The following is a 15,305-nucleotide window of genomic DNA, read 5'->3' on the forward strand; positions in this document are numbered from 1 at the left end:
ATATCTATTTAATTGTGTTCCTCTTTTGGGCGTGTTCGCCGCGGCGAATCGGGCTTTCGCCTTTATCTTTTGTTCCGTTTCACTTCACAAAAGGATACCGCCTCTATCTCTCACGCAAAATTCCGTGCAAAATTACAATTTATAATTTCCATAAAATAAAAAACTAAAGAAAAATTCTAAATATCAAGATTCAACCACATTATTTCTATAAGATGAAACTAATTTTATTTTTTGTACTTTTAAACAATAAAATTCCCAATAAAAAAGTGCTAGAAGATAACTTCAAACAAGATATAATTAATATCGAGAACATTACAATTGTTCCTAATCTACTTAATGTTATTTGCCAAACTACCGGAATGGGTTTTGCAGCAGTAGCAAGAGTAACAGAGGATCGATGGATTACTTGCAGCGTACAGGACAATGTTAATTTTGGTTTAAACCAGGAGACGAATTAAAAATAAAAACAACGATTTGTAACGAAATCAGACAAAATCCTAAACCTGTAATAATCGATAATGTAAGCAAAGATCCTGATTATCACGATCACCATACTCCCGCAATGTACAAATTGCAAAGCTATATTTCTGTACCAATAATACGTCAGGATGGAAGCTTTTTTGGAACATTATGTGCAATTGACCCAAAACCAAACAGCTTAAAAGAATTCAAAATTAGCGAAATGTTCAATTTATTCGCTGAGCTTATTTCGTTTCACCTTACGGCAGTAGAACAGTCAGCAGAAAACAAACTGATTCTAAAAGAAAAAACACATCTTCTTGAAAAAACAGTCGATGAAAAAAAAGGCATTGAGAAAAAGCTAATCCAAAAGAATATTTCATTAGAAAAAATGAACAGCGAGCTCGAAGCTTTCAACTACATTTCAAGTCACGATTTACAAGAGCCTCTAAGAAAAATTCAGCTATTTACAGATACAATTGAGCGCGAAGAAGCCTGTAATTTATCAGAAAAAGGGAAAGCAGCATTTCACAAAATCAAGTCTTCAGCTTTTAGGATGCAAAATTTAATCAATGATCTTTTGATTTATTCTAAAACAAAATTTGATGATAGAAAGTTCGAACTAAAAGACTTAAATGTTATCGCTAAAGATGTTATTGAAGATCTTACAAATGAGTTTGAAAATAAAAATGTAACTTTTGATATACAAGAATTAGGAAAACTCTCTGTAATAGAATTTCAATTCAGGCAATTACTTTATAACCTAATCAATAATTCATTAAAATTTGCAAGTCCGGACCGCAATTTAATCATCACGGTATCAGCAAAAATTACAAACGGTGAATTAGAAAAACTTTCACCGCTTACCAAATATTATAAAATAACCATTGCAGACAACGGTATTGGATTTGATCCGTCGTACAGCGATAAAATATTTGGACTTTTCCAGGCTCTACACACAAAACCCCTGAAAAGTACCGGAATTGGGCTCACAATAGTAAAACGAATTGTAGAAAATCACAACGGATTTATCAAGGCTGAAGGGATCCTGAATCAAGGAGCAAAATTCGAGATCTTTATTCCAGTAGAATAGATTCGAATTTTGCTCTCAGATTGTATTGTTACAATTTATAATGATTCATTAACATATTTTCATATACTTTATCAGGAAGAGCACGTTTTAAGACAATCGAAAACTTTTGCATGAAAGCCCCCACTTTATAATGCACGTTTGGCTTTTTTTGCTGCATGATCTTATAAATAAATTCAGCCATTTCAGTAGGATTACTTCCCGCATCGACATGCTCATTCATTGTTGCAAGCGTTTCTCCATATACTTTTTCGTAGGCAGAACCTTTTACAACCGGCGCGTGATAACGTCCTGATGCAATATTTGTTGCAAAATCTCCAGGCGCCACATTCGTAATTTCGATTCCAAATGACTTTACTTCCATACGCAAAGCTTCTGTAATCAATTCCAAAGCTCCTTTTGATGCAGAGTAAACACTGCGATATGGCAATCCCATATAAGCAGCAATCGAAGTAATATTAATAATCAAACCAGATTTCTGCTCACGCATTTGTGGCAAAACAGCCTTCATTACTTCAATAGGTCCAAAAAAATTAGTCTCGAAATTATTTTTAATTTCTTCCATCGGAATTTCTTCCAAAGGTCCGGTAATTCCAACACCTGCATTATTAATCACCACATCTAATCGACCTGAATTTGCAATAATTTTATTTACGGCCAACTTTATCGATTCGGCATTGCGAACATCCAAAGCAACCAACGGGAAAATTGAATTGAGTACTTTCTCAGGATTTCTGCTTGTTCCGTATACTATGAAACCTTTTTTATGTAAAAATTCTCCAATTGATTTTCCAATCCCAGAAGATCCTCCGGTTATTAAAACGACTTTGCTCATTGCAAGTTAGATGTTAAATGTTATTAGGTAAAAAATTAATGTTTTTTTTATTGCGGTCAAATATACAAAACAATGACTATTTTTTTAAACGATAAACTACGGCCTTATTAATGATCAAGCCAATATTTAAATTCAAGTTTTGATTCTAATTCTTTTATCATTGTTGAATCCTTTACTTCTTTAGAAAAATCAACACTAATCTTATCAGGATCTATTGTTGAATATTGTACTACGAAATATTTATTTAATTTAAATGTAGAACTATCAGGACAAGCACCTGCTCTATTTCGGTATAATTTATCATTTACATAATATTTTACATACGCATCACTAGTTTTTCCTGTTGGCCTACATAAAGTATATCTACAAATAGTCTCACCAGGATATTCTCTGATTTCTTTTTTATAATTTTTTCCTTTAACAACAAGATAAATCAATCCAAAAAATAAAAAGACAAAAAATAGTTTCGAAAATTTTTCTTTCATTAATTAAAGAATTTCAGGCGTAAACGAATAATACATTATAATCTTAGAACTAATTTGTTTATAAACATTTTCCAGATACGTTCCCAGGGTTAAAACCTCGGGCTAAGACTGAAATACAACAAAAATATAGAAATTAGAGCTCTATCTTCTCACATTTCACTAATAACACTTCAAATTCAAAACATCCAAAAATAAAAAAATCCTCCATAAGGAAGACTACTTTTCAATTAATTATAAAAAAAAATCCCGAAAGATCGGGAATAAAAAAAAATGGCAAGCGACCTACATCGCACCGCTCAACCACGTACCCTTGCTATGTTCCCATCCTGGGGGAGTCTGCAGGAGCTGGTCGTGTAGGACTTGCCGGTGCAAATATACAATCTTTTTATATTTTTGCAAGACCTTTGTTGCTATAAAAATATCGTCGTATATTGGCTTATTCAAATTTTTAACTATGAAAAAATATAACTTCCTAACTGTCATTTTATTAGGAATCACATTAATTGGATGTGGAGATAAAAATAAAGCTGAAAATTCTTTATTTAATATTGATGATTCTGCTTTTCCGGCTCATTTTACACAACAAGAATCAATTTCTATTGGAATTTTGAACCCAAATTCGAAAGAAATCGACAGCATTGCATACTTTGTCAACGACAAAAAAGTGGGAAGCACAAAAGGTGCTCAAAAATTTAATTTCGCATTAAAAGATCAAAAATTAGGATATCAATACTTAAAAGCTTCAGTTTATTTTGGATCTGCTTCTTCTGATGCAACCAAAAGAATCGAATTAGTTTCTAATATTGAAGCTAAACCTTTAAAATATAAAATAGTCAATACTTACCCTCACGATAAAAAATCTTTTACTGAAGGTTTAGAGTTCTATAAGGATACTTTGTATGAAAGCACAGGACAAGAAGGCGCTTCTTACTTAAGAAAATACGATTATAAAACAGGAAAAATCTACAAACAAATTGATCTTGACAAAAAATATTTTGGTGAAGGAATTACTTTTATCAACGGAAAATTGTTTCAGTTGACGTGGCAAAACAAAACCGGTTTCATTTATGATGCAAACACATTAAAATTAGAAAAAACATTTGCTTACGATAAAGACATTGAAGGCTGGGGAATGACAAATGATGGAAAATACATCTATCAGACTGATAAAACAGAGAAAATCTGGAAAATGGATCCGGCAACTCAAAAAATGGTAGATTATATCAATGTATACTCAGGAACGTCAAAAATTAAAGCAATCAATGAATTAGAATGGATTAACGGAAAGATTTACACCAATGTTTGGTTTAAAGATGCGATTGCAGTTGTAAATCCAACATCCGGAGCGGTTGAAGGAATTCTGGACATGTCAGGTTTACGCAAATTGATGCCGGATGTAACCAAAGATGATGTTTTAAACGGTATTGCTTACAATCCTAAAACAAAAACAATCTTTGTAACAGGAAAAAACTGGAGTAAAATGTTCGAAATAACAGTTTCAGAATAAAAGTTAAAAGGAAATATTCAATTTTTTTTAATTTCAAATTCCAATATTAAACACGAATTTCACAGATTTCACGGATTAGCTCGTGATAATTTGTGAAATTTGTGTTTTAATCTAATAGCTAAATATCAAAAAAGTCTTTTCTCTAATACAACTAAATTCATATAATGATTACTCTCATCAAAAACATAAAAGAATTACTTCAGGTTCGTGAAACTTCTGTCCCTAAAGTTTCAGGGGCCGAAATGGCAGTTCTTCCTTCTATAAAAAATGCATTTTTAATTATAAAAGACAATCTTATCATAGATTTTGGTTCTATGGGAAATCTTCCGGAAATCAAAGCTGACAAAGTTATTGATGCAACAGGAAGAATTGTTTTGCCTTCATGGTGCGACAGTCATACACATATTGTATATGCAGGAAATCGCGAACAGGAATTTGTAGACAGAATCAACGGATTCTCTTATGAAGAAATTGCTAATCGCGGCGGCGGAATTTTAAATTCAGCCAAGAAACTCAACGAAACTTCTGAAGAAGAAATTTATGAGCAATCAAGACTACGCTTAGAAGAAGTCATGCATTTAGGAACCGGAGCTGTCGAAATAAAGTCCGGTTACGGCTTAACAATTGAAGGCGAACTAAAAATGCTGCGTGTTATTAAAAAATTATCTAAAAATTATCCAATTTCAATAAAAGCTACCTTTTTAGGCGCTCATGCTTTTCCGCTTCATTACAAAGACAATAAAGCAGGTTATATCGAAGAAATCATCACTAAAATGCTGCCGGAAATTGCTCAAAACAAATTAGCAGATTACATTGATGTGTTTTGCGAGACTGGTTATTTTTCTGTTGAAGAAACTGAAAAAATAATGGAAGCCGGAATTAAATTCGGCTTAGAACCAAAAATCCATGTAAATCAGTTTAATTCTATTGGAGGAATACAGGCCGGAATTAAATTTAAAGCCCTTTCTGTCGATCATCTCGAAATTATGACACGAGAAGATATCAACGCTTTAAAAAACACAGAAACAATGCCTGTAGCATTACCATCATGTTCTTATTTTTTAAGTATTCCGTACACGCCAGCCAGAGAAATGATAAAAGCAGGCTTACCAATTGCTTTGGCTACAGATTTTAATCCAGGTTCTACTCCGTCCGGAAATATGAATTTTGTAGTGGCAACAGCTTGTATCAAAATGAAAATGACTCCTGAAGAAGCCATTAATGCTGCAACAATAAATGGCGCTTATGCTATGGGAATCTCTGAAACCCACGGAAGCATCACTAAAGGAAAAAAAGCCAATTTAATCCTTACGAAACCTATTTCGTCTTATTATCAGATTCCATATGCTTTTGGCAGTAATCTCATCGAAAGCGTTTTTCTTGAAGGCGAAATCTTAATGTAAAAGACTTTTCAAACAGATTCTAAAAGCAATTAAAGAGATCATCTAATTCCATAAAAAAAGGTCTGCGAAAACTTCGCAGACCTTTAATATTTTAGTGGTATTATTATTCTAAAATACTAGTTTTTACCTTAAGTTAAAACTAGTTTTAGAAACTAATTCATCATTATCAAAAACATTGATAAAATAAGTTCCTTTAGCAAAATCTTTACCTGGTAAATCTTCACTAACATTCACTGTTTTGTTTTCATACTTAACAGTAGTTTTAAAACTATAAGTTAAAGTATTATCACCAAAATTTTCTGTTTTTTTATCTCCTAAAACATTATTTTTAGCATCGATAACTTGTACATAATACGTTTTATCACCTGATTTTGCAATTTGGTTTTCAGCAACAGTAAAACTAATTTTCAAAATATCTGCACGGCTTGCTTTATCAGTTTCAATTTGTTTTCCAGAACTTCTAAGTTTGTAAGCAGAAGTTTTTGTGTTCAAAATTGATAATTTAGCCCCTTTTTCAACAGTTTTTGCTAATTCTTCGTTTTGACCAACTAATACTTCATTGTACTTTTTAGATTCTCCTAAAACTACGATTGTACTATCTCTTTGAGTTGTTAAAACACCATTTTGTTTTTTCAATTCATCATTTTCAGCAACCAGAGTTTTCATTTTACCTTGCATTGCCTGAACCTGAGATCTAAATTTAGATACATCTCCTTTTGATTTATTCAAATCATCCATTAGAGCTACTACTTTATCTCTTTCCTGAATTAATTCATCAGACATAGAAGTATTTTCAGCGATTGCAGCATCATAAGTTGTTTTTAACTCTTGCAGATCTTTCATAACAGATTCTTTCTCTGTTAGAGTTGTTGTAAGTTCAGTTTTTGTAACATCTGAATCAGACGATAATTTAAAAATATACACTAAGCTACCAATCAGTAGGACTGCTAAAACTGCGATTACCGCTTTTAGACTTGAGTTGTTGTTCTTTGGGTTTTCCATATTTAAAATAATTTTCTTTAAAACAAATTTAAGAATTAATATAAGGTTATAACGTAAGTTACTACAATTATATTATTTTTGGAAAATAAAATTTTTTCATGGAGAAATTAATTCCTTTTACTATTAATGATTTAGCAAAAGTCACAAATCATCGCAGTGGTGAAATAAAGTTCGGAGAAAAGATGATTATCATTCCGAAAGGAGTTGATAAAATTAATTTTCTGAAAGAAAGCGAAGCCAAATATGTGCTTTTGGGAATCCCCGAAGATATTGGTGTGCGCGCCAATTACGGAAGGCCCGGAGCAGCATCCGCATGGGAAAGCGCTATAAAAAGTATTGCGAACATCCAGCACAATCGCTTTGCTAAAGGCAGTCAGATTATTGTTTTAGGACAAATTAATGTCACCCAGGAAATGCGTGATGTCGAAAATCTTGATTTCAATGATATTGACGATCGCTCAAAATTGAGCCAGCTTGTTGAAAAAATCGACAAGGAGGTCTCGCATATTATTTTTAATATCGTAAAAGCAGGAAAAATCCCGATCATCATTGGCGGAGGTCACAATAATGCTTACGGAAATATAAAAGGTTCTGCTCTGGCCAAAGGAAAACCAATCAATGCTATTAATTTTGATGCCCATTCAGATTTTAGGATCCTTGAAGGCCGTCATAGCGGAAACGGGTTTTCATATGCGTATGAAGAAGGTTTCTTAAAAAAATATTTCATTTTTGGCTTACATGAAAACTATACTTCAAAAAGTGTTTTGGATATCATCAAAAAACTGGAAGACAGGGTTCGATACAATACTTACGACAGTGTAAATATTCGCAAAGAAAAAGACTTTAACAGAGAAATGGCTTTAGCATTAGAATTTATCAAAACAGATTCTTTTGGTATAGAAATAGATCTGGATGCAATTCCCAATATTGCCAGTAGCGCCATGACAATCAGCGGATTTTCAGTTGAAGAATTACGCCAGTTTATTTCCTTTTTCGGACAACACAGAAACGCGACTTATTTGCATATTTGCGAAGGAGCACCCGATTTGGCAGATTCTCCTAACAATAATTTAATTGGTAAATTGATTGGTTACTTAATCACTGACTTTATAAAAGCAAACAACGAAAAAGAAAAATTGCCATGAAGGTCAACCGGCTTAAAACCTCATATTTTCCAAATAATAGAAGATTCAAATAAACGATTGGTCGAATAAACCTATCTTTGCACAGAATTTTAGTACTTAAAACTAGAATCTTAATACCTAAGATATGTTATTCGAAGATTTATCACTTTCAAAAAGTATACAAAAAGCCGTATTTGAAGAAGGCTACCTTAACCCTACTCCTATTCAGGAACAATCTATCCCGATTGTTTTGGCAGGAAGGGATTTAATTGGTTGCGCACAAACCGGTACAGGAAAAACTGCAGCATTTGCAATCCCAATCATACATCAATTACACCGAATTGTAGGCTCAACAAAAAAAGCTAAAGTAATTCGTGCTCTTATAGTTACTCCAACACGTGAATTAGCGGTTCAGATTGGACAAAGTTTTGATACTTATGCCAAATATACTAACCTGACTCAATTGACGATTTTTGGTGGGGTTTCGCAAAATCCACAGGTAGATGCGTTAAAAAATGGAGTTGATATTCTGGTTGCAACACCAGGAAGATTATTAGACTTACAAAAACAAGGTTTTCTTGATTTAGATCATTTACACACTTTAGTTTTAGACGAAGCAGATCAAATGCTGGACATGGGTTTTATAAACGATGTAAAAAAGATCGTAAAACTAACACCTAAAAACCGTCAGACTTTATTGTTTTCTGCAACAATGCCAATTGCAATTCGCGAATTAGCCGAAATGTTTTTGCAGGATCCTGCAAAAGTCGAAGTTTCTCCGGTTTCATCAACAGCAGAAAACGTTGAACAGCGTGTTTATTTTGTTGAAAAAACAGAAAAGAGAAATTTATTATACCATTTAATAAAAAACGAAGATTTATCGAATGTTTTGGTTTTCTCAAGAACAAAACACGGAGCTGATAATGTTGTAAAAGCACTGAGAAAAAATAATATCGCAGCCGAAGCAATTCACGGCGATAAATCTCAAAATGCAAGACAACGTGTTCTTGATGCTTTCAAAAATAAAGAAGTTGGTGTTCTGGTTGCTACAGATATTGCTGCCCGTGGTATTGACATTGATCAATTACCATTTGTAATCAATTTTGACTTACCAAACATTCCTGAAACTTACGTACACAGAATTGGACGTACAGGACGTGCCGGAAACGGAGGAATTGCAATTTCGTTTTGTAGTAAAGATGAACACGGATATTGGAAAGACATTCAAAAACTTATAAAAGTGGATGTTAAAACCATTACTGATCATCCGTATCAATGGCATGCAGGAAGTCCTGAAGCAGTGGCAGAGAAACCTAAAAATTCAAACCGAAGCAGTGGAGCACATAAATCCAGAAAGTCAGACGCTTCTAAGCAAAATAAAAAACGCTGGTATTAGTATTAGCATACTATTATTGTAAATAGTTCTGAACACGAATTTCACAAATTAGCACAAAGTTTAATAGTTAAAATTAGTTTGAAAAATTAATTTAACGAAAGAATTAGTGGCAATGAATGAAATTCGTGTTTATTTGTTTATACTCAACTCGTTTTTCGCCTCATTTATTAAATAGCTTATAATTTTAAACAATTTAATAGGTTCAAATGGCTTAATAATAATATCATTGATTCCAGACGAAATTGCTTCATCAGTAATTTCATCCTTGTCAAAAGCTGTCAGAGCTACAATAGGCGTTCTTATCCCTTTTAAACGAATTCTTTTAGTAGTTTCAAAACCATTCATCAAAGGCATATTAATATCCATTAAAATAAGATCAAAATCTTCTTTTTCTAATATATCCAAAGCGCCAAAACCATCGTCAACTACTTTACAGATATAATTATTTTTTTCGATGATCTTCTTTGTTACCAATTGATTTATGAGATTATCCTCTACAATTAAAATTCTATAAACTTCATGTGATGTTAAATCAACTTCGATTTCATCAATAATATTTTTTGTTCTCTGAGGATCATATTCAAAAGGAATAACAAACAAAAACGAGGTTCCTTCGCCAACATTACTTTCAAGACTTATTGTACTGCCAAAAAGCCCTAACAATCTTTTTACAATACTCAGGCCTAAACCAGTTCCCTGATAATCCTCGTCATTTCTGCCAACCTGAACAAATTTCTCAAAAATTTTCCCCTGATCTACAATTGCAATCCCAACGCCATTATCTTTTATAAGAAAATCAAGAAAATAGATCTTTCCCTCTACCTTCTGCAGCTTTACAATAATCTCAACTTCTCCATCTTTGGTAAACTTTAATGCATTACTCACTAAATTCATAAGAATTTGTGCAAGCCGCAACTTATCCCCAATTAAATATTCCGGAATCTCAGGATCTATAGTGATTGAAATCTTATTATTATTTTTTTGAGATAAAAAAGAAAGAGAATTTTTGATCATTGTAATTTCATCTGAAATATTAAATGTCAAATTTTCCAATACCACTTTATTCTCTTCAATTTTATTAATCTGGAGAATATCATTTACTAATGACAATAAATAACGCGCTGAAAATTTCAGGGAACTCAAATGCTGGCTTCGGGATAATTCTTTATGTTCTTCAAGCAACATATTAGTAATACCAACAACACCATACAAAGGAGTGCGCAATTCATGGCTTATAGTCGAAATAAACTGAGTTTTGAGCAAAGAGGCTTCTTCTGCAATTTCTTTTGCCTGAAGGAGCTCTAAATTATGTTTTTTCTTGAATTTTATATTTTTTACTAAAGTGATAATTAAAAAGAGAAGAATAAGGGAAATCAGAATAAACAGAACAACTATTATTCTTGATTTTTTAAGACTTTGGTATTGTGAATCTTTTTCATTTTCTATTTTATCTATCTGTCTTTTATATTCATCCAGTTCAAGACTAAAACCGGCACTCGAAGCTTTCTTGAGTTTTTCCTGATTGTACAATTCATCAGTAATTTTATCATATAAAGCGAGGTTTTCATAAGCTTCTTTGTGCCTTTCGTTTTTATTCAAAAACTTCGAATATTCTAAATGAGCGAATGCCAGATCTGATTTCTCTTCACTGTTTTTTCCGGCCCTTATTGCTTTCTTAAAAAAATCATTTGCTGATACATTTTCATTTTTATGACTCATGTACATCCCGTTAAGCATATTAACTACAATACCAGTAGATCTGTCACCGTATTTTTGGATATTATTGCCTACAAATTTCAAATAAGGATATCCTTCTTCGTATTTACCAATATCAAAATAGGCCCAGGCTATATTTACATTTGTAAAATAAACCTGGCTCATGTCATTAATTTTTAAACCGTAAGCAATTGATTTTTTATAGTAACTGATGCCTTTATCAAATTGTTTTTTTTCGAAACAATATATATTCCCTAAATTATTATAAAGACTGTATTTTATAGAATCGTTGTTTGTTTTATTAGCATAAAACAAACCTTTATTATAGAAGAAAATTGCTTTATCAAACTCTGATAATTCACTGTAATTACCAGCAATAATTTTGTATGATTTTGCTATTAAATAATTATTCTTGGCTGCTGTAGCATAATTTAGTGCTACTCTGGAAGTAATTAATGATTTTTCGAAATTGGCTTTCTTATAATCATTCCATGCTTTTTTTACAAGTGCTGTGATTTTCTCATCTGACATGCTTTCAGATTGCGCACTTGCCGAATTGGCGAAACAATTCAGGAGTAAAAACATCAATAAAAAATTCCGCATTTGGGGCATCAATCGGCTAATTTTATCAAATATACACTTAAAAATAAAAAAAAGCTGTATTTCATTAAAAAATACAGCTTTTCTTTATTTGCTTGCTTATTACTTAATATTTCGATATGTTTTTATTTAAAAAACATCGAATATCTTATATATTATCTGAAATAACATCCTGTCCATCCGGAATGTCATCCATATCATTATCATTTTCCCATTGCCCAACAACAGAAGTTGCCAATGCATTCCCTAATACGTTTGTAGCACTCCTGAACATATCACAAAAGTGATCTATTGGCAAAATCAGGGCAATTCCTTCTACAGGAATTTTAAACATTCCACAAGTAGCCGCTACAACTACCAAACTTGCTCTTGGTACTCCGGCAATTCCTTTACTGGTTAACATTAAAACCAGAAGCATAACCATTTGAGTTCCCAAATCTAAATGCACACCATAAAACTGAGCAATAAAAATACTTGCAAAGGTCATGTACATCATACTTCCGTCAAGATTAAATGAATATCCCAGCGGTAACATAAAAGATACAATTTTATTTTTTACACCAAAATCTTCTAATTCTTCTGTTAATTTTGGAAAAACAGCTTCACTGCTCGTTGTTCCAAAAGCAATTGCTACAGGTCCAACAATACGGCGTAACAACTCTGTCATTCTTCCTTTCAGGAAAATATAACCTACCAGAATTAAAACTACCCAAAGCGTACTTATTCCAATTAAAAACGATCCGAAAAATTTAAAATAGGTAATCAATAACTCTTCTGCATCCCGTATTGCAAATACTCCGGCAATTGCTCCAAAAACTCCAATTGGAGCGAAGTTCATCACATAATTTACCATTTTTAAAACGATATGCGATATTTTATCAAAAGCATTAATAACCGGCTTCACAGTACTTCCTAACGAAGCTGCAGCCAATCCAAAAAATATTGCGAATATAACGATCTGCAAAATCTCATTAGTCGCCATTGCCTCAAAAATACTTTTAGGAACAATGTGTTCAATAAAATTTTCAAAAGACAATATTTTTGTTTTAGCAGTTACCTCAGATGCAGCCGCCATATCTACATGATCTAATTTCAGACCAACTCCCGGCTGTAAGATATTTACATAAAACAATCCTATTAATAATGATATAAAAGAAGCTGTGAAAAACCATCCAAGAGCCTTTCCTCCAATTCTTCCTACTGTTTTTAAATCTCCAAGTTTAGCAATCCCCACAACTAAAGTTGTAAATACTAAAGGAGAAATAATCATTTGTACCAATCGGATAAAAATGGTGGCAAGCATTTTTATTTTATCACTAAATGATTGCGCTGCCTCGGCCGAAATCGAGTTGTGCAATATAATTCCTAAAGTTGCCCCAAGAACCATTGCAATTATAATTTGGCCCGTTAACCCTGAAAGAAATGATTTTTTTTTGGTTTCTTTTACTTGCATTAATTTATTTATTTAGAATTAAAATACCAAGACCCTCACTGTCTTAATTTTTATTAATATGTTTTGTTGATCAAATAAAAATCAGCCAAAACAATTGCGGCCATTGCCTCTACAATAGGCACTGCACGCGGAACAACACACGGATCATGACGGCCTTTTCCGGTCATTGGTGTGATATTACCTTTATTATCTAATGAATCCTGAGTTTGCATAATAGTCGCAACAGGTTTAAAAGCTACTCTAAAGTAGATATCCATACCGTTACTGATTCCTCCCTGAATTCCTCCGGAAAGATTTGTTTTTGTAGTTCCGTCAGGATTGTATAAATCATTATGTTCACTTCCTTTCATTTCAGAACCAGAAAATCCGCTTCCGTATTCAAAACCTTTTACAGCATTTATAGAAAGCATTGCTTTTCCCAGCTCAGCATGTAATTTATCAAAAACAGGTTCGCCTAAACCAACCGGAACATTTTGAATCACGCATGAAACTATTCCACCAACAGTATCTCCCTGTTTACGGATATCACGAATGTATTCCTCCATAATGGCTGCTGATTTTTCATCAGGACAACGAACAGGATTACTTTCTATTTTAGAAAAATCCAAATCCTGATATGGCGTATCTAAATGAATTGGCCCTACAGATGAAACATAAGCATTGATTTTAATTTCAGGTAACATTTGCTTTGCAATTGCACCGGCTACTACTCTGCTTGCTGTTTCTCTCGCTGAGCTTCTTCCGCCACCGCGATAATCACGAAAACCATATTTTTGGTCGTACACATAATCAGCATGACTTGGTCTGTAATTATCTTTTATATGAGAGTAATCATCAGATTTCTGATTGGTGTTCGGGATAATAAAACCTATTGGCGTTCCAGTAGTTTTACCTTCAAAAATTCCGGATAAAAACTGAACTGCATCCGGTTCTTTTCTTTGTGTTACAATTGCTGATTGTCCTGGTTTTCTTCGGGACATTTCAACTTCAATTGCTTCTAAATCAATTTCAATTCCTGATGGACAACCATCGATAATTCCGCCCAAAGCTTCACCATGAGATTCTCCAAATGTTGTAACCTTATATAGGGTGCCGTAGCTATTTCCTGCCATTGTAATTTGTTTTGAGCAAATGTAAGTTTTATGAATTAAATTAAAAAATTTAAAATTAGTATTATTAAGTAAAGGTTAAGTAGTTTAAAAATTACAATTTAATAAAATTGTCGCCAAATTGGTAACCTTTTGATAAAATATAGCTCGCCAGAGTTTCTTTTATTTGTTAAACTTCAAAAAAAGAAAAATTGAAAAAACGAAATGTCGAACTGGTCATTCTCTCAGATGTCCATTTGGGAACTTACGGAAGTCACGCTAAAGAACTAAATAACTATATATCAAGCATTAAACCCAAAACATTAGTCCTGAACGGGGATATTATTGATGCCTGGCAATTTAGAAAATCATACTTCCCAAAAGCACATTTAAGGGTCATTCAAAGAATAATTGGTATGGCTTCCAAGGGTACAAAAGTGTATTATATCACTGGAAATCACGATGAAATTCTTCGAAAATTTAGCGACATGAACATGGGAAATTTTGCTTTGGTCGATAAATTAGTTTTGGAATTAGACGATAAAAAAGCCTGGATTTTTCACGGAGATGTATTCGACGCGTCTGTACAGCACTCTAAATGGATTGCAAAATTGGGCGGATTGGGTTACGATTACTTAATTTTAAGCAATCGATTTGCGAACTGGTGTTTGGCAAAAATTGGGCGTGAACCTTATTCTTTTTCTAAAAAGATTAAAGCAAGCGTTAAAAAAGCAGTCAAATTTATATCAGACTTTGAAACTACTGCCACAGATTTAGCCATCGAGAAAAAATACGATTATGTGATTTGCGGACATATACATGAACCAAAAATTGTAACAAAAGAGAACAAACACGGCTCTACTTTATATCTAAATTCCGGCGATTGGGTAGAAAACCTGACAGCACTGGAATACCATAAAAAACGATGGAAATTATACTCTTACGCTGAAAGTAACTTTACTGAAGAAGAAAACCTTTTTGAAATGGAGGATATTTTAAGTTCTCAGTTAATTTCTTCTATATTAAAAAACAACATCTAAAATTAAAACTGCATTACAGATAAAAAGCTACTTCCTATACTCCTGGTTAGTTTCAAAAATGTGAATTATATAACAATTTTCAAAAATAGTATACGTTTGAAAATTAT

The 15,305-nt window shown here is 32.7% G+C and carries 13 protein-coding genes and 1 other RNA gene; 7 read left to right on the forward strand and 7 right to left on the reverse strand.

Annotated features, from left to right (window positions below; all coding sequences use genetic code 11):
* Positions 1-212 precede the first annotated feature (212 nt).
* Positions 213-458 carry a hypothetical protein gene (locus ACQKCJ_RS19320; protein WP_427402731.1) on the forward strand — a complete coding sequence of 82 codons (246 nt, stop codon included), beginning with the start codon at positions 213-215 and terminating at the stop codon, positions 456-458.
* 2 nt (positions 459-460) lie between these two features.
* Complete coding sequence (locus ACQKCJ_RS19325; protein ID WP_427402746.1) at positions 461-1,552, forward strand: GAF domain-containing sensor histidine kinase; 1,092 nt, start codon at positions 461-463, stop codon at positions 1,550-1,552.
* Between the two features lie 28 nt (positions 1,553-1,580).
* Here ACQKCJ_RS19325 and ACQKCJ_RS19330 read toward each other — a convergent pair whose 3' ends face one another.
* From ACQKCJ_RS19330 to ffs, 3 genes are all read right to left on the reverse strand, one after another.
* Entirely contained in the window at positions 1,581-2,384 is an 804-nt protein-coding gene (locus ACQKCJ_RS19330) for an SDR family oxidoreductase (RefSeq protein ID WP_427402732.1), read from the reverse strand.
* Positions 2,385-2,491: 107 nt separating this feature from the next.
* A complete protein-coding gene (locus ACQKCJ_RS19335) occupies positions 2,492-2,869 on the reverse strand; it encodes a hypothetical protein (RefSeq protein WP_271336041.1) in 378 nt (125 codons plus the stop codon).
* A 268-nt stretch (positions 2,870-3,137) separates the two neighbouring features.
* Positions 3,138-3,235, reverse strand: an RNA gene (gene ffs / locus ACQKCJ_RS19340) — signal recognition particle sRNA small type.
* Between the two features lie 88 nt (positions 3,236-3,323).
* Between ffs and ACQKCJ_RS19345 the strand changes: the two genes are divergently transcribed.
* Positions 3,324-4,376 carry a glutaminyl-peptide cyclotransferase gene (locus ACQKCJ_RS19345; RefSeq protein WP_271336040.1) on the forward strand — a complete coding sequence of 351 codons (1,053 nt, stop codon included), beginning with the start codon at positions 3,324-3,326 and terminating at the stop codon, positions 4,374-4,376.
* 164 nt (positions 4,377-4,540) lie between these two features.
* Positions 4,541-5,779, forward strand: a complete 1,239-nt coding sequence (hutI, locus tag ACQKCJ_RS19350) for an imidazolonepropionase (RefSeq protein WP_271336039.1) — start codon at positions 4,541-4,543, stop codon at positions 5,777-5,779.
* Between the two features lie 123 nt (positions 5,780-5,902).
* Here the strand turns inward: hutI and ACQKCJ_RS19355 are convergent, their stop codons facing one another.
* Positions 5,903-6,781 carry a hypothetical protein gene (locus ACQKCJ_RS19355; protein ID WP_271336038.1) on the reverse strand — a complete coding sequence of 293 codons (879 nt, stop codon included), beginning with the start codon at positions 6,779-6,781 and terminating at the stop codon, positions 5,903-5,905.
* A 98-nt stretch (positions 6,782-6,879) separates the two neighbouring features.
* Here ACQKCJ_RS19355 and ACQKCJ_RS19360 point away from each other — a divergent pair, with 98 nt between their 5' ends.
* Together ACQKCJ_RS19360 and ACQKCJ_RS19365 are read left to right on the forward strand one after the other, a co-directional pair.
* Entirely contained in the window at positions 6,880-7,926 is a 1,047-nt protein-coding gene (locus ACQKCJ_RS19360) for a formimidoylglutamase (RefSeq protein WP_271336037.1), read from the forward strand.
* Between the two features lie 124 nt (positions 7,927-8,050).
* Positions 8,051-9,301, forward strand: coding sequence for a DEAD/DEAH box helicase (locus ACQKCJ_RS19365; protein WP_271336036.1), 1,251 nt, complete (start codon positions 8,051-8,053; stop codon positions 9,299-9,301).
* Positions 9,302-9,430: 129 nt separating this feature from the next.
* On the opposite strand, the gene ACQKCJ_RS19370 is transcribed toward ACQKCJ_RS19365, so the two are convergent.
* From ACQKCJ_RS19370 to aroC, 3 genes are all read right to left on the reverse strand, one after another.
* Complete coding sequence (locus tag ACQKCJ_RS19370; RefSeq protein WP_271336035.1) at positions 9,431-11,629, reverse strand: response regulator; 2,199 nt, start codon at positions 11,627-11,629, stop codon at positions 9,431-9,433.
* Between the two features lie 136 nt (positions 11,630-11,765).
* Positions 11,766-13,070 (reverse strand): dicarboxylate/amino acid:cation symporter, encoded by a 1,305-nt coding sequence (locus ACQKCJ_RS19375; protein WP_271336034.1) that lies wholly within the window; start codon positions 13,068-13,070, stop codon positions 11,766-11,768.
* Positions 13,071-13,123: 53 nt separating this feature from the next.
* Positions 13,124-14,182, reverse strand: a complete 1,059-nt coding sequence (aroC, locus tag ACQKCJ_RS19380) for a chorismate synthase (RefSeq protein ID WP_271336033.1) — start codon at positions 14,180-14,182, stop codon at positions 13,124-13,126.
* Positions 14,183-14,370: 188 nt separating this feature from the next.
* Between aroC and ACQKCJ_RS19385 the strand changes: the two genes are divergently transcribed.
* Entirely contained in the window at positions 14,371-15,198 is an 828-nt protein-coding gene (locus ACQKCJ_RS19385) for a UDP-2,3-diacylglucosamine diphosphatase (RefSeq protein WP_427402733.1), read from the forward strand.
* Positions 15,199-15,305 lie beyond the last annotated feature (107 nt).

Origin of the sequence: Flavobacterium sp. NPDC079362 (assembly GCF_050267765.1) — a bacterium.
GTDB classification, from domain to species: domain Bacteria; phylum Bacteroidota; class Bacteroidia; order Flavobacteriales; family Flavobacteriaceae; genus Flavobacterium; species Flavobacterium azizsancarii.